At 67.3% G+C, this 18304-nt stretch carries 16 protein-coding genes; 4 read left to right on the top strand and 12 right to left on the bottom strand.

Annotated features, from left to right (window positions below):
- Nucleotides 1–43: 43 nt before the first annotated feature.
- The 6 genes from eda to AC5RWD_RS00700 all read right to left on the bottom strand — a co-directional run bounded on the left by eda (nucleotide 44) and on the right by AC5RWD_RS00700 (nucleotide 6912).
- Nucleotides 44–667, bottom strand: a complete 624-nt coding sequence (eda, locus tag AC5RWD_RS00725; RefSeq protein WP_494018193.1) for a bifunctional 4-hydroxy-2-oxoglutarate aldolase/2-dehydro-3-deoxy-phosphogluconate aldolase — start codon at nucleotides 665–667, stop codon at nucleotides 44–46.
- Nucleotides 660–2162, bottom strand: coding sequence for a mannitol dehydrogenase family protein (locus tag AC5RWD_RS00720; protein ID WP_494018192.1), 1503 nt, complete (start codon nucleotides 2160–2162; stop codon nucleotides 660–662). The genes eda and AC5RWD_RS00720 overlap by 8 nt, the downstream gene beginning before the upstream one ends.
- A gap of 26 nt (nucleotides 2163–2188) precedes the next feature.
- On the bottom strand, nucleotides 2189–3145 hold the full coding sequence (locus AC5RWD_RS00715; protein ID WP_494018326.1) for a PfkB family carbohydrate kinase: 957 nt from the start codon (nucleotides 3143–3145) through the stop codon (nucleotides 2189–2191).
- Nucleotides 3146–3183: 38 nt separating this feature from the next.
- On the bottom strand, nucleotides 3184–4395 hold the full coding sequence (gene manD, locus AC5RWD_RS00710) for a D-mannonate dehydratase ManD (RefSeq protein WP_494018191.1): 1212 nt from the start codon (nucleotides 4393–4395) through the stop codon (nucleotides 3184–3186).
- Between the two features lie 109 nt (nucleotides 4396–4504).
- Nucleotides 4505–5530 carry an L-idonate 5-dehydrogenase gene (locus AC5RWD_RS00705; RefSeq protein WP_494018190.1) on the bottom strand — a complete coding sequence of 342 codons (1026 nt, stop codon included), beginning with the start codon at nucleotides 5528–5530 and terminating at the stop codon, nucleotides 4505–4507.
- A complete protein-coding gene (locus AC5RWD_RS00700; protein ID WP_494018189.1) occupies nucleotides 5527–6912 on the bottom strand; it encodes an MFS transporter in 1386 nt (461 codons plus the stop codon). The genes AC5RWD_RS00705 and AC5RWD_RS00700 overlap by 4 nt, the downstream gene beginning before the upstream one ends.
- A 154-nt stretch (nucleotides 6913–7066) precedes the next feature.
- Between AC5RWD_RS00700 and AC5RWD_RS00695 the strand changes: the two genes are divergently transcribed.
- Nucleotides 7067–7798, top strand: coding sequence for a GntR family transcriptional regulator (locus AC5RWD_RS00695; protein WP_494018188.1), 732 nt, complete (start codon nucleotides 7067–7069; stop codon nucleotides 7796–7798).
- Between the two features lie 68 nt (nucleotides 7799–7866).
- Here AC5RWD_RS00695 and AC5RWD_RS00690 read toward each other — a convergent pair whose 3' ends face one another.
- Nucleotides 7867–8412, bottom strand: a complete 546-nt coding sequence (locus tag AC5RWD_RS00690) for a YceI family protein (protein ID WP_494018187.1) — start codon at nucleotides 8410–8412, stop codon at nucleotides 7867–7869.
- Between the two features lie 359 nt (nucleotides 8413–8771).
- Between AC5RWD_RS00690 and AC5RWD_RS00685 the strand changes: the two genes are divergently transcribed.
- Nucleotides 8772–9509, top strand: coding sequence for an HNH endonuclease family protein (locus AC5RWD_RS00685; RefSeq protein ID WP_494018186.1), 738 nt, complete (start codon nucleotides 8772–8774; stop codon nucleotides 9507–9509).
- Nucleotides 9510–9551: 42 nt separating this feature from the next.
- Here AC5RWD_RS00685 and AC5RWD_RS00680 read toward each other — a convergent pair whose 3' ends face one another.
- Together AC5RWD_RS00680 and fdhA are read right to left on the bottom strand one after the other, a co-directional pair.
- Nucleotides 9552–9845, bottom strand: a complete 294-nt coding sequence (locus AC5RWD_RS00680; RefSeq protein WP_494018185.1) for an Rv3202a family protein — start codon at nucleotides 9843–9845, stop codon at nucleotides 9552–9554.
- 129 nt (nucleotides 9846–9974) lie between these two features.
- Nucleotides 9975–11186, bottom strand: a complete 1212-nt coding sequence (gene fdhA, locus AC5RWD_RS00675) for a formaldehyde dehydrogenase, glutathione-independent (protein ID WP_494018184.1) — start codon at nucleotides 11184–11186, stop codon at nucleotides 9975–9977.
- A gap of 424 nt (nucleotides 11187–11610) precedes the next feature.
- Here fdhA and AC5RWD_RS00670 point away from each other — a divergent pair, with 424 nt between their 5' ends.
- The gene (locus tag AC5RWD_RS00670; RefSeq protein ID WP_494018183.1) at nucleotides 11611–11913 is read left to right on the top strand and encodes a DUF1540 domain-containing protein; all 303 of its coding nucleotides are present in this window, start codon (nucleotides 11611–11613) and stop codon (nucleotides 11911–11913) included.
- Nucleotides 11914–12046: 133 nt separating this feature from the next.
- The gene (locus tag AC5RWD_RS00665) at nucleotides 12047–15925 is read left to right on the top strand and encodes a TM0106 family RecB-like putative nuclease (protein ID WP_494018182.1); all 3879 of its coding nucleotides are present in this window, start codon (nucleotides 12047–12049) and stop codon (nucleotides 15923–15925) included.
- 40 nt (nucleotides 15926–15965) lie between these two features.
- Here the strand turns inward: AC5RWD_RS00665 and AC5RWD_RS00660 are convergent, their stop codons facing one another.
- The 3 genes from AC5RWD_RS00660 to AC5RWD_RS00650 form a co-directional block, all read right to left on the bottom strand.
- Nucleotides 15966–16268: an acylphosphatase gene (locus AC5RWD_RS00660; protein ID WP_494018181.1), complete on the bottom strand. Its 303-nt coding sequence runs from the start codon at nucleotides 16266–16268 to the stop codon at nucleotides 15966–15968.
- Nucleotides 16269–16384: 116 nt separating this feature from the next.
- Complete coding sequence (locus tag AC5RWD_RS00655) at nucleotides 16385–16933, bottom strand: hypothetical protein (protein ID WP_494018180.1); 549 nt, start codon at nucleotides 16931–16933, stop codon at nucleotides 16385–16387.
- Between the two features lie 469 nt (nucleotides 16934–17402).
- A complete protein-coding gene (locus AC5RWD_RS00650; RefSeq protein WP_494018179.1) occupies nucleotides 17403–18278 on the bottom strand; it encodes a pullulanase X25 domain-containing protein in 876 nt (291 codons plus the stop codon).
- Nucleotides 18279–18304: the final 26 nt, after the last annotated feature.

Raw genomic sequence — 18304 nt, 5'->3', positions numbered from 1 at the left:
CGCGAAGCAGATCTACGGTCAAGTAGAACCGGGGCAACTTTCATCAGGCCAGGGCTGCCGCTTCCCGCGCCAGCTCGGTGATCTGCTGCCAGTCCCCGCTTTCGACGGCGGCGCGCGGCGTCAGCCAGCTGCCCCCGACGCAGTTGACGTTGGCCAGCTTGAGGTAGTCCGGCGCCGTGGCCAGGCTGATGCCGCCAGTCGGGCAGAACGTCACCTGCGGGACCGGCGCTCCGATGGCCGCCAGGTACGATGGTCCGCCGGCAGGACCGGCCGGGAAGAACTTCATGGTGTCCAGGCCCCGCTCCAGCACGGCCATCACCTCGCCCACCGTGGCCACGCCTGGAAGCACCGGCACCTCGAGGGAGAGCATGTGGTCCAGCAGCGCGGGGGTGACGCCGGGGCTGACCAGGAACTGCGCGCCCGCTGCCACGGCGGCGTCGGCCTGGCCGGGAGCGAGGATGGTACCGGCGCCCACCAGGATGTCCGGCACCTCGTTGGCGATGGCTTTCAGCGAGGTGAGCGCCGTGTGCGTCCGCAGGGTCAGCTCGATGATGCGGATGCCGCCGTCGGCCAGGGCCCGGGCAACGGGAACCGCATGCTGCGGGTCCTCGATGGTCACCACCGGGATCACCGGGGAAATGTTCAAAACGCTGGTGGCGTCAGCCATGGTTGATCTCTTTTCTCAGGCCGTCCAGCCCGTGCGTGTCGATGGTGCTGTACCAATGGATGAGGAGGTCCGCGAAACCGGCGTGCCCGGCGAGTTCGGGGTCGAAGACGCTGCGGCACGCCAGCAGCGCGGGGACAACGTCGGCCGGGGCCGCCGAGGCCGGCAGCGCCGCATGGAGTTGGGCGGCCAGCGGATCGTTCAGCTGGTCCGCGGGCGTGGTGGCCACGTGCCGCATCCATGCGGCTACGGCGAGCGCCGCCCACCGGGGTTCGCGGCCGGCGTCGAGATTGCCGCGCACGGTGCTGAGCAGGCGCAGGCCGATCTTTTGTGACCCGTCGCTGCCCACCTTGGCCGTGGTGTGGCCGAGGGCGGGGTTGGCGAACCGGGTCAGCACCTGGGCGCAGTACCCGTCCGCGTCCAGCCCCTCCGGGAGCGTGATGGTGGGCAGGACGTCCTCGGCCATCATGCGCCGGGCGGCGGTAAAGAACGCTTCCTCGGCAACGGCGTCGCTGATGGTCTCCTTGCCGGCGGCCAGGCCGAGATAGGCCAGCAGCGAGTGGCTTGCGTTCAGCAGCCGGAGCTTCGCCGCTTCCCAGGCCGCGACGTCGCTGCTGAACAGGGCTCCGGCGTCCTCCCACCGCGGACGTCCCGCGGCGAAGTTGTTCTCGATGACCCACTGCATGAACGGTTCGGCCACCACGGCGGCCTCGTCCCGCAGCCCCAGTTCACGTTCGACGGCGTCCAGGTCAGCCGGCGTGGTGGCCGGCACCATCCGGTCCACCATAGTGCTGGGGAACGCGATGTTCGCGTCAAGCCAGGCGGTGAGCGGTTCGGCCTCCGCTGCCGGCAGTTCCGCAACAAACGCACGGACCAGGTTCCGGGTCAGTTCGCCGTTGCCGGGAAGGTTGTCGCATGAGACCACGGTGAGCGGTCCGGCCCCGTGACGGGCACGCTGCTGCAGGCCACGGGCGATCTGGCCGATGGCCGTGAGCGGCGCCCGTCCCCTGAGGTCAGCCCTGATTTCCTCATCCGCGGTGTTGAGGGAGCCCGTGCGGGGGTCGATCCGGTAGCCCTTCTCGGTGATGGTCAGTGTGACCACCAGCGTGTCCGGCGCGGCGATCCGGTCCACGACGGTGGCCGGGTTGTCCCGTCCGGAGATGGCGTCCACGATGCTTGACACCACCCGGAGCGGTGCCGCGCCTTCGCCACGTTCGGCCACCGTGAACAGGCCGTCCTGCGGCGCGAGCTGCCGGGCCACGGTATCCGAGCGCTGGGTGACGCCGGTGATCCCCCACCCGGTTTCTCCGGTGGCCAGCATGGCGTTCTCGGTGAACACCGCGGTGTGGGCGCGGGCGAAGGCGCCGAGGCCCAGGTGCACGATGCCGGGCTTCAGTCCCTTGGCCCGGAGCGCGTCCCCGGGGAATGCGGTACCCGGGGATTCAGCCGAACCGGCGGGGTTGCCGTCACCCGGAACGCCCAGATTGGCGCCGCCCACGTTGGCGGCGCTGATGTTGGCACTGCTCAGGCGTGCGATGACAGCTCTCCTTCGGGTGTCCCCACGGCCTGCTCCCCCAGGGCGTGATTCCCCAGTGCGTGGGCGCGGGTCTGCGCAAAGCTCGGAATGAATCCGGTGCCGCCCTTGCCACCCACCACGAGCGATGCTGCGGCCGCACCATACCGGGCAGCCTCGGCCAGGCTGTCACCGAGCACCAGCCGCGCGGTCAGCGTGCCCACAAAGGCGTCGCCCGCACCGGTCTGGTCCACCACTGCGGGTGCAGGTATGGCGTCGATCCACGCGCTCTCGGTGCCGCTCTCCAGCTGGATTCCCTCGGCCCCGCAGGTCACGGCGACGTTGGCGGTGCCCAGCGAGCGCAGCCTCTTGGCAGCTTCCTGCGCCGAGGACGCCCCCAGCAGCGCCGACGTCTCCCCCGGGAAGGACGGCGTCACCAGGAAGGCCTGTGGTGCCAGTTCAACCACGGCCGCCGCCGCGTCCTCCAGGGAGGTGAGACGCGGGCGGTAGTTCGGGTCAAAGACGAACCGGCGCGAAACCTCCGCGGCCGTGAAGACGGCGGCACGGGAGGTGGCCGAGATGGCGCAGGCGATGCCGCCGGCAATCACGGCGCCTGCCGCGGCGAACACCTCGGGATCGACGTCGTCCGGCCCCAGAGTGGAGCCGACGCTGCCGCTGCGCGCGTAGGAGAACTCGCGCTGCCCGTCCGGGTCGCAGTGCACCAGGTACACGCCCTGCTGGCCGGGACGGAACTTCAGCAGTTCGGTGGAAATGCCGAGTTCAGCGATGCGGGCGGCGACCGCCTGGCCGAGGTCGTCGTCGGGCAGTACTGCGAGCAGCGCGGTGCGGGCGCCGGCCGCCGCGGCAGCCGCTGCGACGTTCAGCGCGTCGCCGGAGATGCCGAGCTGCGCCGGAACGCCGTGCCCGAACGGGACGTCGGTGGCCACTTCGAGGAGGATCTCCCCCATGGCGACGACGTCGAACGGCTGCGTTTCTGTCGGGTTGCTCACCAGTCATGCACCGACCCGTCGAGGCGCCGGTTGATGGGCAGGTACTTGGGCTCGAACGGGAACGCGGCGGCGGCCTCCTCGTCGAACTGGACGCCGAGGCCCGGGGCGTCGCCTGGATGCATGTAACCGTCGGTGAAGGTGTAGGAGGTCTTGAACACCTCGTTCGCCGGATCCCTGTGGCCCATGTACTCCTGGACGCCGAAGTTGGGGATGCTCATGTCCACGTGGAGCGCCGCGGCGAAGGACACCGGGGAGAGGTCGCCGGCGCCGTGCGAGCCCGAGCGGACGCCATACAGGTCCGCCAGCGAGAAGATGCGGCGCAGGTGCGTGATGCCGCCCGAGTGTGAAACGGACGTGCGGATGTAGTCGATCAGGCGTTCGGTGATCAGCTGCTGGCAGTCCCAGATCGAGTTGAACACCTCACCGACCGCGATCGGCGTGGTGGTGTGCTGGCGGATCAGGCGGAACGCCGACTGGTCCTCTGCCGGCGTCGGATCCTCGATCCAGAACGGGCGGAACGGCTCCAGCGAGGCGCCCAGCCGGCCGGCCTCGATGGGCGTCAGCCGGTGGTGAACGTCGTGCAGGACGTGCACGCCGTAGCCGAACTGTTCCCGCACATGGGCCATCATCTTCGGTGCAAAGTCCAGGTACGCCGTCGTCTCCCACAGGTCCTCCTGCGGGATGTTGCCGCTGGCGGGCTCATAGGTTTTGCCGTCCACAGGCGCGATCCCGTAGGTCTTCTCCAGCCCCGGGACGGCGGCCTGCGCGCGGATGGCCTTGTATCCGAGGTCCAGGTGGTGCTGGAAGTCGGCGCCCAGGTCCTCCAGCGAGGAGCCGCTGGCGTGGCCGTAGACCATGACGCCCTCGCGGGCGGCGCCGCCCAGCAGCTCGTACACCGGCATGCCGGCGGCCTTGCCCTTGATGTCCCAAAGTGCGACGTCGATCGCGGCGATCGCGGTCATGGTCACCGGCCCGCGGCGCCAGTAGGCACCCTTGTAGAAGTACTGCCAGGTGTCCTCGATGCGGCGGGCGTCCCGGCCGATCAGCAGCGGGCAGAGGTGCTCGGACAGGTAGGACGCCACAGCCAGTTCACGTCCGTTGAGGGTGGCGTCGCCGATGCCGGTGATCCCGTCCTCGGTTTCGATAACGAGCGTGACGTAATTCCGTCCTGGCGACGAAACCACTACGCGTGCGTCGGTGATCTTCACTGGTGGGTCCTTTGGTGTGTCGAGTATTGCAAGTAGGTGGCAGCAGGTGGCGTTGTGAGCCCTTGATCTCGATCAGCGGTATCGCTGGTTGAGCCTGTCGAAACCTGGGTCAGGAGAAGCGGAGCATGACCTTGCTGCTGCCGGCTGCCGGGTCCGCAGAGACCCGCATGGCTTCAGCGGCCTGGTCGATGCCGAACTTGTGGGTGATGACGGGCGAGACGTCCAGGCCTTCGGCCATTGCCTTGAGCGCGTCGGTGATCTCGTCCGCGAACCTATAGGAGCCGATCCACGTGATTTCCCGGGTCACGAGGTCCCCGAGCGCGGCCGGAGCGGGCGCGCCGGGCAGGTTGCCCACCTGGACGATGGTGCCGCCCCGGGCGGTGGCCCGGAGGATGCCGCCCAGCACGGCGGGGATCCCGGTCGCCTCGAACACGAGCTCCACGTCCTCCGGCAGCGTTGCTCCGTCCGAGAGGTTGCGGACCTCGTCCGCGCCCATGGCCTTGGCGATCCGGAGCGAGGCGTCGTTGATGTCCGTGGCGATGACGGTCCGCGCGCCGGCGTACTTGGCGGCGGCGATCACCAGGGATCCGATCGGCCCGGCGCCGTTGACCAGCACGTCCCGGCCAGCGAGCGAACCCGGCCGGCCCACGGCGTGAAGGGCGACGGCGAGCGGTTCAGCGAGTGCCCCGCGGAGGGTGTCCACGCCGTCGGGAAGCGGACGGATCTGCGACGCGCGGACCAGCTTACGTTCGCTGAATCCGCCGTCCGTGTGCGGGTCGAAGGCTGCCGATCCGAAGTACCGGATCCGGGGGTACAGGTTGGTCCGGCCGCTGAGCCGCTCCGGCATGATCCCGTCCCCCACGAGTTCCGCGGGATGGACGGTGACCGGCTGGCCGACGTCGAGGTTTTCAACGCCGTCCCCAACCTGCGCAATCCTGCCGGCCACCTCGTGGCCGAGGACGAGCGGGGATTTCAGCTGCGCGGTCCCGGAGGCGCCGTGGCGCCAGTAGGAAAGGTCCGAACCGCAGATCCCGCCCCATTCGACGTCGAGCACAACCTCCCCCGGCCCGGCGACGGGCTCGGGGCGTTCGTCGATGCGGAGGTCGTTGGCGCCGTGGACGACTACTGCTTTCACGCGGCGTCTTCCAGGCGGACCATGTCGCGGCCGCGGACCTCGGGGCCAACCACTGCGGAGACCAGCGTGATCAGCGAGTAGCCGATGAGCATGGCGGCCAGCGGCCACCAGTGCCCGGTGACGGCGGTCAGTGTGGCGGCGAGCAGCGGGCCGATGGCGGTGGCGAGGATCCCGCCGATTTCCTTGGCCAGTGCGAGCTGGGTGAAGCGGGTGCGGGCTCCGAAGAACTCGGCCATGGTGACACTCTCCATCGAGAAGAGGCTCAGCACGCCCAGGTTCAGGCCGGTGACGATGGCGATGGTGACGAGAGTCGGGTTGCCGCTGGTGACCATGAGCATCATGGGAATTGCGAAGACTGCGGTGGTGGCGCTCAGGATCATGTAGAGCGGCCGGCGGCCGAAGCGGTCGCCCAGGATGCCGATCAGCGGGATAGTGGCGAAACCGATGATCGAGCCGATCATGATGGCCGTGGTGCCGACGGACTTGTTCATGAGCAGGACCGTGGCCAGGTAGCCGATGAGGAAGGTTTGGATGAGGCCGGAGTTGCCGGCCTGTCCGAAGCGGAGGCCGAGGGCGATCAGGAAGGACTTGCCCTTGCGCTGGTGCAGCGCGGCTTCGATCGTGCTGGTGGACTGGGCCGCTTTTGCTTCGGCGGCGAGGTCGCGCTTGGCGAGTGCGACGCCGTCGACGACGTCCTCACGCTGTTCGAAGACCGGGCTCTCCTTGAGGGAGCGGCGGATCCAGACGGCGAAGATCATCAGCAGGAAGCTTGCGAGGAACGGCAGGCGCCAGCCCCAGGTCAGCAGCTGCTCCTCGGAGAGTACGGCCACCAGGATGGCCCAGAGTGCGGACGCGGCAAGGGTGCCTGAGTTGGTGCCGAGGCAGACGAGCGAGGAGATCAGGCCGCGGCGGCGGGCCGGGGCGTATTCCGCCAGCATCACGGTGGCACCGGCGATTTCGGCGCCGGCACCAAAGCCCTGGATCAGCCGCAGTGTCACGAGGAGGATGGGGGCCCAGATGCCCACCATGGCGTAGGTGGGCAGGACACCGATGAGCGTGGTGGACGCACCCATCAGGGCGATGGTGATGAAGAGGACCTTCTTGCGGCCGATCCTGTCGCCCATGCGGCCGAAGTAGATGGCGCCGACCAGGCGGGCCACGTAGCCGACGCCGTAGGTTGCCATCGCTGCGATGAGGCCGATGACCGGGCTGACATCAGGGAAAAAGATCTTGTTGAAGACGATGGCCGCGGCCAGCGAGTAGAGCTGGAAATCCATGAATTCCATGGCCGTTCCGAGCCAGCCGGAGACCGCTACCTTCGCGAGGTCCTTGGTGGTCCTCGTTTCGGTCTTGGCGGTGGGCGGTGCGATGCTCTCGGTCATCAGTTGCTCCTTTGCAGGTGATGAAGAAGGGGGGTGGAGAGTTCTGCCTTGAAGGTGGCCGGTTTAGAGGACGGGAGAGCTGTCCTGCGGCCATTTGCTGACTACCATACAAGCACTACCATTCTAGTTTGTCAACGCTGGCTAGACTGGATGCATGGCAACCGGCAAACCCGAAAAAGGGCAGTCTCCGCGGCTTTCCGTGCGGGACCAGACACTGGACACGCTCCGGCGTCGCATCATCTCCCTGCAGCTCCCTCCCGGCGAGCCGCTGTCCGAGAACGAGCTGGCCCAGGAACTCGGCGTCAGCCGGACGCCCGTGCGCGAAAGTCTCATCCTGCTGCGCGAGGAAGGCCTGGTGCAGGTCTTCCCGCAGATCGGCTCGTTCGTCTCGCTCGTGGATCTGGGACGGGTGGCTGAGGCCCAGTTCGTCCGTGAGGCCATCGAATGCGCGTCACTGAAGGATGCGGTGGTTGACGCCTCCGGCCTCGCCGGACTCCGCGAAATCCTGGCTGCACAGCGGGACGCGGAAGCCGACGGCGACGTCGAAGAGTTCTTCCGGCTCGACGAGGACTTCCACCGCGAGCTCCTCCGCCTGGCAGGGCACGAGTCTGCCTGGACCGCGGTCAACTCCGCCAAGGCCCACCTGGACCGCGCGCGGCGGCTCAGCCTGATCGACACCCGCCCCGTGTCCACGCTGATTGACCAGCACACCGCCGTGGTGGACGCGCTCGAAGCCGACAACCGCCCCGAAGCGGACAGCTCCCTGCGGGTGCACCTGCGCGGCGTCTTCGAGGACGTCAAACGCATCCAGGCATCATCACCCGAGCTCTTCTCGGACGGCACTGCGTCACGTCCGGTCCGCCGCAGCATCGCCCGGCTTTCCTAATCCCGCTGGTTGAGCTCGTCGAAACCAGGTGCCCTTGATCTCGACAAGCTCGATCAGGGGTCGACGGCTTACCCCTGCTTGACCAATGCAGCCTCGAGGTTGATCTTCACCTTGTCGCTGACCAGGAGGCCGCCGGCTTCGAGGGCCGCGTTCCATGTCAGGCCGAACTCCTTGCGGCTGATCTCGGCCTCGGCTGAGAAGCCTGCACGGGTGGCGCCGAAGGGGTCGACGGCCACGCCCGTGAATTCGACCTCGAGCTCCACCGGCTTGGTGATGCCCTTGATGGTGAGGTCGCCCGTCAGCGTGTAGTCCTCGCCGTCGCCCTCGATGTGGGTGCCCTTGAAGTGCATGTCGGGGAACTTCTCGACGTCGAAGAAGTCCTCCCCGCGCACGTGGGCGTCACGGTTGGCGTCACCGGAATCGAAGCTGGCGGTACTGACCGTGGCATGCAATGACGAATCGGCCAGAGAGTCCCGCACGTGGGCTTCGCCGGTTGCTTCCCGGAACCGCCCGCGGACCTTGCTGATGCCGGCGTGCCGTACGCTGAAGCCGATCTCACTGTGGGACATGTCGAGTGTCCAAATACCGGGAGTCAGGCCTGCGGGAAGAGTCATGACGCATCTCCTTTGAAGGAAAAAACCTGCTGGTCAGTGCGATTTCAACAGTGGTTTAGCCCGGCGGTGAAGTCAAGGACGAGTAGCTTCACCCAAGGGCGGAGCGGGCATGCGAACCAACCGGGAAAGCAGCACATTCCTAGCCAATTCTCAGGAAACTTCTCTAACCTAGAGGCAGGCCCACCACGTATCCCCCATCCGGGGTGGTCCTGCCGCTAGGAGTAGCCCCGCAGCGCCGTCAGGCAGTGCGGGGCTCTCTGCGTTTTCGGCACGTCATCGGCGTGGCACCGCCAACTCCCTCCAGCCGGCCAGTACGATCGACCGTTGAATCGACAACCAGCGCCCCGGGAGTAACAGCCTTGCACCACGTACGTCCCCGCGGGAGGAACTGGTTTGCAGCCGGCGCCCTTGCCGCCGTCCTCCTGGCCACGACCGCCTGCGGCGGGGTAACCAGCGCAACCCGGGAGCCGTCGTCGGGCGCTGTCCCCGGCGGGTCAGCGGCGAACGTGCCCGGATTCGCCGTTAAAGCAGCCGATCTCCTCGCCACCCTGCCCGTCAAGGGCCGCGCCCCGAAAACGGGCTACAGCCGGGAGGAGTTCGGGCCGGCGTGGTCGGACACAGACCACAACGGCTGCGACACCCGCAACGACATCCTTGCCCGGGACCTCACCAAGACCACCCTCAAGCCGGGAACGAACAACTGCATCGTCCTGACGGGCTCACTGGCGGATCCGTACACTGCCACCACCATCGCCTTCACCCGCGGCAGCAAGACCAGCAGCGCGGTCCAGATCGACCACATTGTTGCCCTCAGCGACGCATGGCAGAAGGGCGCCCAGCGCCTCAGCAAGGCACAGCGGACTGCCCTCGCCAACGATCCGCTGAACCTACTGGCCGTTTCCGGCCCCGCCAACCAGCAGAAGTCCGACGGCGACGCCGCCACCTGGCTGCCCGGCAGCCGGGCCTACCGCTGCCCATATGTCGCGCGCCAGATTTCGGTCAAGGCGAAGTACAAGCTGTGGGTGACGCAGGCTGAACGCACCGCGATGGCCTCCGTCCTGGCGCAGTGTGGCGGCGCTGCAGCCGGAACCAAGTAACCAGGCCCGCCGCGCCCGAAGCCCGGCCGGGCGGGCCGCTCCTCACTCCTCCTCCGGCACCTCGCCCGCGAACGGGTAGTCATCCTCGTCGCTGCCAGGCGTTCCGGCGGCCTGCTCAATGGCGTCAGCTTCGGCCGCTTCCTCGGCGGAGAGGTCCGGCACCGGCGGGCCGTTGGACCGCAGCGGGGTCCGCTGCTCCAGGGCGTCTGCCTCGGGAACGTCCTCGGGCCATGGCTGCTGTTCCTCCTCCCCGGACTCCCCGCCCGCCGACTGGCGCTGCTCAAACGCGTCGACTTCCGGGACTTCGAGCGGGGTTTCGTCAGGCTGGCTGTTCATGGATCTCCTCCTGCGGCTGGGTAGGTCTTTCCACGAGTCTGGCCCTACTCCACGCCTACGGCAATGGGGGCCGCGTGCTGCTCAACCCGTAAGTGGAAACTGCATGCGGCCCCGCATCGCTGCCCTACGTCAGCTGAGGTACCCGTTCGGGTTCAGCACGTACTTCGTGGCGGCACCGGCGTCGAACTCGGCGTAGCCCTTCGGTGCGTCCTCGAGCAGGATCGGCTTCGCGTTGACGTTCTTGGCGATGTGCACGCGGTCGTTGAGGATGGCCATCATCAGCTGCCGGTTGTACTTCATCACCGGACACTGGCCCGTGGTGAAGCTCAGCGATTTCGCCCAGCCCGTGCCGAGGCTCAGGCTCAGCGCACCCTTCTTGGCAGCCTCGTCAATGCCGCCCGGATCACCCGTCACGTACAGCCCCGGAATGCCCAGCGCGCCACCGGCCGCAGTGATGTCCATCAGCGAGTTCAGCACGGTGGCCGGGGCTTCCTTCGCGCCCTGGCCGTGGCCCTTCGCCTCAAAGCCGACGGCGTCCACGGCGCAGTCCACCTCGGGAACCCCCAGGATCTGTTCGATCTGCTCAGCCGGGCCGCCCTTGCTAAGGTCCACTGTCTCGCACCCGAACGTGCGGGCCTGCGCCAGCCGGTCATTGTTCATGTCGCCCACAATTACGACGGCGGCACCGAGCAAATGCGCGCTGGTCGCCGCTGCCAGTCCCACAGGACCGGCACCCGCGACGTATACGGTGGAGCCGACACCGACCCCCGCCGACACGGCGCCGTGGAAGCCCGTGGGGAAGATGTCCGAAAGCATCGCAAGGTCCAGGATCTTCTCCATTGCCTTGTCCTTGTCCGGGAACTTGAGCAGGTTCCAGTCTGCGTACGGCACCAGCACATAGTTGGCCTGGCCGCCCACCCAGCCGCCCATGTCCACGTAGCCGTAGGCGCTGCCCGGGCGGTCCGGGTTCACGTTGAGGCAGATGCCGGTCTTGCGCTCCTTGCAGTTCCGGCACCGGCCACACGAAATATTGAACGGCACCGAGCAGATATCCCCGACCTTGATGAATTCGACGCCGGGGCCCACCTCCACCACTTCACCGGTGATTTCGTGGCCCAGCACCAGGTCCGGTGGCGCCGTGGTCCGTCCGCGGACCATGTGCTGGTCCGAGCCGCAGATGTTGGTGGCCACCGTTTTGATGATTGCGCCGTGGGGAACCTGGCGCCCCACGTTGGCCGGATTTACGCCCGGCCCGTCCTTGAGTTCAAAAGTGGGGTAGTCGATATCGATGACCTCCACTTTGCCGGGTCCCTTGTAGGCAACGGCTTTGTTCCCTTCCATCTCTTTCCTCCTGGCGTCACGGACCCTTCCCCGTGAAGGGTCGGCGGTGAATTCCTGAGTGATGTGATGCGCCCTCCAGGGCATTTCCTTGAAAGGCCGGACGACGCCGTCGGGCCTTAAAAGTGGAGGGTCCTGCCAGTCTAGAACTGTGCCCGCATGCGGTCCATGGGCGTCGAGGCAGGAAATTGAGAGCGGCCCCTCGCAGCGTTTCTTTGTCGCTCCGAGCCCGGATTTGCGGCCCTGCCAGGCCCGGCTTTGGGGCCCTGCCAGGCCGCGCACGGGTCCGGCCCGGCCCCGCCTGGGCGTGCTGCCGCAATTACGTCAATTACGCAACACAATTGGGTCTTTTTGATCGGAGCCATCGGGCCTACGTTGGGAACAGCGAGTCGCCCAGCCGGGGCGTCCGGAACCGTGGAGGAATCCCATGAGCACGCATGTAGCCGATTGCAGCGTCACCAACTGCTCCTTCAACGACCACTCCGAATGTAACGCCGAGGCGATCACGGTCGCCGGCAGCACAGACCACGCCTCGTGCGCCACGTTTATCGATACCGGCATTCACGGCGGCCTTCCGAAGGTCCTCGCCGGCGTCGGCGCCTGCCAGCGGTCGGAATGCGTCCACAACGACCACCTCATGTGCAAGGCTCCCGAAGTCCACGTTGGCCCCGGCCCGGACAACGCCGACTGCCTCACCTACTCCCACAACGGCAAGCAGCCCGTCACGTAACCCGCTCAGGCATGTAGGGTCCCACATTGGCGCAACTCCCGGCCGGTGCGGCTTGGTTGTCATAGCCTCTTGCTAGATTCAAACCAGCGCACCGGGAACCGTCCCGGAGCGAGGCTGCCAATGGGGAGGCCCCATGTTCCTGCTCCACCCAACCACGCCGGGAGCGCCGGCTGACCTGGTGTTCTCAGCCAGCGACCTCGTGGCCGCAAGCGAGTGCGAATACCGCACGCTCCGGATCCTGGATGAGAAACTGGGCCGCTCCCCCAAAGCCGACTTCCCAGCCGACGAGATGCAGGCGCGGGCGGGCAAGCTTGGCGACCTCCACGAGCACAAGGTGCTTGCCGCCCTCATCGACCGCTACGGCCCATGGGATGCCTCGCGCGGGACTGGGGTTTACTGCGTGGAGCGCGGATCGACGGACCGGGCCGACCTGGCGGACAAGGCGCGCGAAACCGCCACTGCCCTCCGCACCGGCGCCGACGTCGTCTTCCAGGCCACCTTCTTCGACGGCGAATTCCTCGGCTACGCAGACTTCCTGGTGCGGGAGGAAGCTGACCTGGCTGGTTCTGGCGTGCCTGGCGCTGTTTTGCCCGACGGGGACCGCGGTGCACAGCGGTACGCGGTCTGGGACACCAAGCTGGCGCGGCATGCCAAGGTGGGTGCGCTGCTGCAGCTTGCAGCCTACGGAGACCAGCTGATCGGGCTCGGGCTGGAACCCGCCCCGAGCGTCACCCTGGTGCTCGGAAACATGGAGCACAGCTCGCACTCGCTGGACGATCTGCTGCCCGTCTACCGCGAGCGCCGGGCGCGCTTCCGCGAACTGACCGCCGCGCACCGTCATGGTGAGGCACCTGTAGCGTGGCAGCAGCCCGGGGTCGGTTACTGCGGCAGGTGCGACTACTGCGCCGAGCAGGTGGCCGGGCACCGAGACCTGCTGATGGTTGCCGGCATGACCTCCGTCCAGCGGAAGAAGCTTGTGGCGGATGGCATCACCACCATCGACGCCCTCGCCGAACTCCCTCTCCACCTGGCTACAGGGTCGCGGCGGCGCCTCCGTGACCAGGCCAGAATGCAGACCAGCCTGGACGCAGCCGACGGCTCACGGACCTTCGTGAAGGAGGGCCAGCCGCACACCGTAGCCTACAAGGTGCTGGCAGAGAACGCGCTGGCCGGCATGCCTGCCCCGAGTGACGGCGACATCTTCTTCGACTTCGAAGGCGACCCGCTCTGGCAGGATCCCGCCGGCCAATGGGGCCTGGAATACCTCTTCGGCGTGATTGAGGCCCCGCGGCCCACAGATCCGCCAGGCCAGGAACCGGTCTTCCGGCCGTTCTGGGCCCACTCCCGGGCGGGCGAACGCCAGGCATTCCTGGATTTCCTGGCCTACGTTGAGGAGCGCCGGGCACAGTATCCGGACATGCACGTCTACCACTACGCGCCCTACGAAAAGACGGCCCTGCGAAACCTCTCCCTGAACCACGTCGCCGGCGAGGACGTGGTGGATTCGTGGCTACGGGACGGGCTCCTCGTGGACCTTTATGCCACAGTCCGGCACTCACTCCGGATTTCCGAGGCCTCGTACTCCATCAAGAAGCTCGAGCCCCTCTACATGGGAGACAACCTGCGGTCCGGGGACGTCAAGGACGCCGGGGCCTCGGTGGTGGCCTACGCCGCCTACTGCGAGGCCCGCGACGCCGGCCCTGAGACGCAGGCGGAGGCGGCCGCCATTCTTGCCTCCATTTCCGACTACAACCAGTACGACTGCCTTTCCACGCTGCGCCTGCGGGACTGGCTGCTGCAGTTGCGTGGCGGTGCGCCTGCCATGACTGGCGAGGCTGGCGCTTTGGTCCGGGCCGGCCTGGACACGGCCGGAGTGGGCACGGCGGGTGCGGGGGCTACTGCTGCCAGTCCGGGGGCTACTGCCGCCAGTCCGGGGGCGGCTGGCTCCCAAACACCCCCGGATGCCGTTACGGACGCGGAGCCTTCACCGGAGGAAGCAGCCCTGCGCGCCTTCCTGGACGCCATCCCGGAGCACCGCGAGCTGACTGCGGACGAGCAGGCCGTGGCCATGGTCGCGGCAGCCACCGGGTACCACCGCCGGGAGCGCAAGCAGTTCTGGTGGGAGCACTTCGACCGCCTCGAATCGGAGGTGGACAGGTGGCGGGACCAGCGCAACGTTTTCATCGTGGAAGCGGCCGAGGTGGCCTCAAACTGGGCGCCACCCACCGCCCGCGCCCGGACGGAGTCCCGCACCCTGCGGCTCACCGGGATCATGAGCGAGGGATCGGAATTCAAGCCGGGCTCCACCTGGTTCCGGATGTTCGAGGACCCCCTGCCCGAGGGCCTGGGAGAGGTCGATGGCGGGCGGACACCGAGGCGCGCGGTGACCGGTCAGTCTGCAGGCGCCGGCCCAGCGGTCGGGAGCACCGGAACGGGCACGGGTGCCGCAGGGCCCACGGAAGGTGCAGCAACAACAGCACTCCACGGGGCCGCGATGCCGCCTTCCCGTGACGGCATCTTCGGCACACACGTAGTTGCCGTGGAGGACCATCCCGATCAGCCCGGCCGGACCGTCATCACCATCACGGAGAAGTCCACGGGCAAGGTGCCACCGTACTTCCAGCTGCCCATGGCGCTGACCGACGACCGCCCCATTCCCACCGTCAGCATCGAGGCGGCCCTGGCGGAACTCGCGCAGGCTGTGGGCTCTTCGCTGCCAGAACTTCCCAAGCATCCCGGCGTGGACATCCTGCGCCGGACAGCACCCCGGCTGGCCGGCATCCCCAGCCTGCCCGCGGTCGGCCACGATGCTGCGGGCAGAGCCGACTACATCTCTGCCATTACCCAGGCGCTGGAACACCTTGACCGCTCCTACCTCGCGGTGCAGGGACCTCCGGGAACCGGCAAGACGTTCGTCGGCTCCCACGTCATTGCCCGGCTCGTGGACGCCGGATGGAAGGTGGGCGTGGTCGCCCAGTCCCACGCCGTCGTCGAGAACATGCTCTGCACGGCGATCGAGAAAGCCGGGGCGGACCCCGGCGTGGTGGCCAAGAGGCTGGCGCAGCCACACGATGTGCCCTGGACGTGCGTCTCCGACGAGGACATTGCTAGGCATTTGGACGCCGACGGCGGTTGCCTGGTTGGCGGAACCGCATGGACCATGACCGGCAAATTCGTGCCAGCAGGGTCACTGGATCTGCTGGTCATTGATGAGGCCGGCCAGTATTCGCTGGCCAACACCCTGGCAGTGGCCCGGTCCGCAAAGCGGCTGTTGCTGCTCGGCGACCCGCAGCAGCTTCCGCAGGTCACCCAGGGCTCCCACCCGGAGCCGGTCGATGAGTCGGCGCTGGGATGGCTGTCAGCCGGACATGCCACGATGCCTGCCGAGCTGGGCTACTTCCTCGCCGACTCCTGGCGGATGCATCCCGAGCTCTGCCGGAAGGTGTCGGTGCTCAGCTACGACGGCAGGCTGGAGTCCGCCCCGGCGGCATCCCTGCGCCATCTCGACGGGGTGCCGCCGGGCGTGGAAACCGTCTTGGTGCCGCATGCCGGCAACACCACGAGCTCAGCGGAAGAGGCTGCGGCGATTGTCGGTCTGGCACGCGAGCATATCGGGCTCAAGTGGACGCCGGGCAAGGACGAGCCGATCCGGCGGCTGGAAGCCAAGGACATCCTGGTGGTGGCCGCGTATAACGCCCAGGTGCAGGTGATTCGGCACGCCCTGGATCAGGAGGGCCTGTCCGGCGTGCGGGTAGGAACGGTGGACAAGTTCCAGGGCCAGGAAGCCCCGGTGGTGCTCGTGTCCATGGCATGTTCGGCCATTGCGGAGGCACCGCGCGGAGCCGAGTTCCTGCTCAACCGCAACCGGATCAATGTGGCTGTGTCGCGGGGCCAGTGGCGGGCCGTGATCGTCCGCTCCCCCGAGCTGACGAACTACATGCCCTCACGGCCCTTCGCGCTCGAGGAACTCGGGGCCTTCCTGGGGCTCAGCCCTGGTAACTCAGCCAAGTAGTGACACAGCCAGGGGGCAACCCAGCTCAGCCAGGGGTGACTCAGCTGACTACCTGAAAGCTCCTGAACCCGCCTTCGGCCGGGGAGACTTTCTCGTCGACGTGCGCCACTCTCCCCGGAGCCTGGGATGACCCGAGCCAGCGCCTGAATTCGACGATGTCCGGCTGGGGTCCCTCCGCAACGACGGCGACCGAACCGTCGTCGTCGTTCCTGACCGAACCGGTCAGGCCCAGCTCGTCGGCCTTGCGCGCGGTCCAGTAGCGGAAGCCGACACCCTGGACCATTCCCGTGACACGCACTGTGAGGCGGACGCTGTCCGGGTCCGCTGCCTTCGAGTCAGTCATGGAACCAATGTAGCGCCGGCGGCCTTGGTCCCGACAGGCTCGACCAGCGGAATCACGTTCGGCCGGCGGCCTTGGTCTCGACAGGTTCGACCAGCGGAACCGGGGCGGCCGGGGGCTTAGCCGGCTGGGCGGAGCGAGGTGATCATGGCGCGGATGTTCTTGTATTCCGGGGTCTCCATGTATGCCTCAGGGGTGTCCACGTTGGGCGGGTTCCCCGGTGTGGTGTCGAACGGGTTGTAGATGCCGCCGAACATCGCCCCGCTTGGCGGCCAGCTGAAGAAATGGGCTATCGGGCAGGCAGTGGGACCGGTGGGTTCCGGCGCCGAGGTGATGCCGTAGGCCAGCATCGTCATCTTCGCGGGGTCGGTAGCGGTGTCATCCTGCCGGGACTCGAAGGTGAACCGCGGCGTGCTGCCGGACTGCTTCAATGCCGGGAGCGGCACGGAGTCGTACATGCCGTACGGCTGCTTCTTCAGGCATTCGGCGCCAACCACCATGTTGGTGCGCAACGTTGCCATCGACTTACCGGCGGCGTTCCGGACTTCCACGAACACTCCGCCGCCCTGCGGAGTCTGTCCGGCAGGATCCTTGACGGTCCACTCGGACGGAAGGTCGAAGGCTAACTTGCCGTCCGACGTCGTAAAGGTCTTCCAGCCCTCAGGCAACGTTGCGGACGCCGTTGCAGTGGCCGTCGCCGGGCTGTCAGTTGCAGTTGCTGTTCCGCTTGCCGTTGCTGTTCCGCTCGGCGCGGAGGCCGCGTCCGAGGCAGAGACAAAGGTTGTAGGCGCCGCAGACCCTCCCCCACCAGAGGAAGGCGCCCCGCAGCCGGCAAGTGCAACGACCGCGGCCAACACGGCGGCTCCGGACAAAGTCTCTGACCAGGACAAAGGCCCTGACCAGCGCAAATTCCCTGTATGGCGCAAAGCTCCTCCTTGAGTTGCGAACGTGCTCCCCATTCTGGGCTTTCATCCATCGGCCGGGAAAGAGACCGGAGAGCATCGCATCCAAAGAGTTGCCATCGATAACGAACCGGGTCCGAACTCATTAGTAACGAGCCGGGCCGGAACGCGCTGACCCTCCCAACGGAAAAGCCCCGCGGCAGCATGGTGCTGCAGCGGGGCTTGGCCGGTGGAATTAGTTGACGGTGATGTCCCGGGTCCGGTGGTCGTAGCGGATGGTGAGCTGGCCGCCGGAGTGGTGCAGTTCGTGGTTGGCGCCATCGAACGCCCCAAAGGCGCCGTAGTTCTCATCCCAGGAACGGTTGAGGGCGATCTTGAAGTTGTAGTAACCGGCCGGGATTTCAGCCGAAAGCTTCCACAGCTTGTCCAGCTCGTCCAGCTTCATCTGTGCTTCGTCGTACTGCGGCGCCCAGTTCTCCGGGGCACCCAGCAGGGTGTTGAAGTCGCCGGCCACTGCCACGGCGGCGGGCTGGTCGAGGGTTTCCGCAGAATTTTCGACCGCGGGAGCCTGCGCTTCGGCGTCGTCCGCTGCCTTCTTCCGGACAGCCTTGGCTACGGGAGCGACTGCATCCTCGATCAGCTTGGCGGCCTTGTCGACGACCTTCGCTGCCTTGGACGGGGCCTTCTCGGCCTTTGCTGCTGCGGCCGTGGCGGGTGCCTTCTTGGCTTCCGGCTTGGCAAGTGGGGCCACCGGAAGAGGCGTGTCGGCAGGGACCGGAGTGCCGGCGTCGAGCGCTGCCGAGAAGCTGGCCGCGTCCGGGAAGGCGACCGTTGCACGCTGGCCGTCCTCGGTGATGGTCCAGCCGGAGCGTCCCTTGACCAGCCAGCCTGCCTTGACCAGCTTGGCGGTAGCGGTGGTCAATGATTTGTGGCCCCGGGGAATGCCGCCGCTGAGGAGTTCAGCTTCGTAGGCGTTCAGCGGTACCCGGACGAGGGCTTCAGCCAGCACGGCGCCGGCGTTCTGCGACTCACCGGACAACACCCCCTCTGCCAGAACGTCCAGCACGGCCTTAAGGCGGATGTTGGTGTTTTCGGCGGCAGTCTTGCGCATGGTTCCCCTTACAGAGCGATTGTTCC

The sequence above is a fragment of the Arthrobacter sp. CMU6 genome (assembly GCF_059090205.1).
The sequence above is the reverse complement of the archived record's forward strand: the minus strand, read 5'-3'. Positions and strand labels throughout refer to the sequence as shown.

What these genes read in the sequence shown, in the direction of transcription:
- eda (WP_494018193.1), bottom strand. Translation starts at nt 667, where the DNA reads ATGGCTGACGCCACCAGCGTTTTGAACATTTCCCCGGTGATCCCGGTG.
- AC5RWD_RS00715 (WP_494018326.1), bottom strand. Translation starts at nt 3,145, where the DNA reads ATGGGGGAGATCCTCCTCGAAGTGGCCACCGACGTCCCGTTCGGGCAC.
- AC5RWD_RS00700 (WP_494018189.1), bottom strand. Translation starts at nt 6,912, where the DNA reads ATGACCGAGAGCATCGCACCGCCCACCGCCAAGACCGAAACGAGGACC.
- AC5RWD_RS00695 (WP_494018188.1), top strand. Translation starts at nt 7,067, where the DNA reads ATGGCAACCGGCAAACCCGAAAAAGGGCAGTCTCCGCGGCTTTCCGTG.
- AC5RWD_RS00690 (WP_494018187.1), bottom strand. Translation starts at nt 8,412, where the DNA reads ATGACTCTTCCCGCAGGCCTGACTCCCGGTATTTGGACACTCGACATG.
- AC5RWD_RS00680 (WP_494018185.1), bottom strand. Translation starts at nt 9,845, where the DNA reads ATGAACAGCCAGCCTGACGAAACCCCGCTCGAAGTCCCGGAAGTCGAC.
- fdhA (WP_494018184.1), bottom strand. Translation starts at nt 11,186, where the DNA reads ATGGAAGGGAACAAAGCCGTTGCCTACAAGGGACCCGGCAAAGTGGAG.
- AC5RWD_RS00670 (WP_494018183.1), top strand. Translation starts at nt 11,611, where the DNA reads ATGAGCACGCATGTAGCCGATTGCAGCGTCACCAACTGCTCCTTCAAC.
- AC5RWD_RS00665 (WP_494018182.1), top strand. Translation starts at nt 12,047, where the DNA reads ATGTTCCTGCTCCACCCAACCACGCCGGGAGCGCCGGCTGACCTGGTG.
- AC5RWD_RS00660 (WP_494018181.1), bottom strand. Translation starts at nt 16,268, where the DNA reads ATGACTGACTCGAAGGCAGCGGACCCGGACAGCGTCCGCCTCACAGTG.
- AC5RWD_RS00650 (WP_494018179.1), bottom strand. Translation starts at nt 18,278, where the DNA reads ATGCGCAAGACTGCCGCCGAAAACACCAACATCCGCCTTAAGGCCGTG.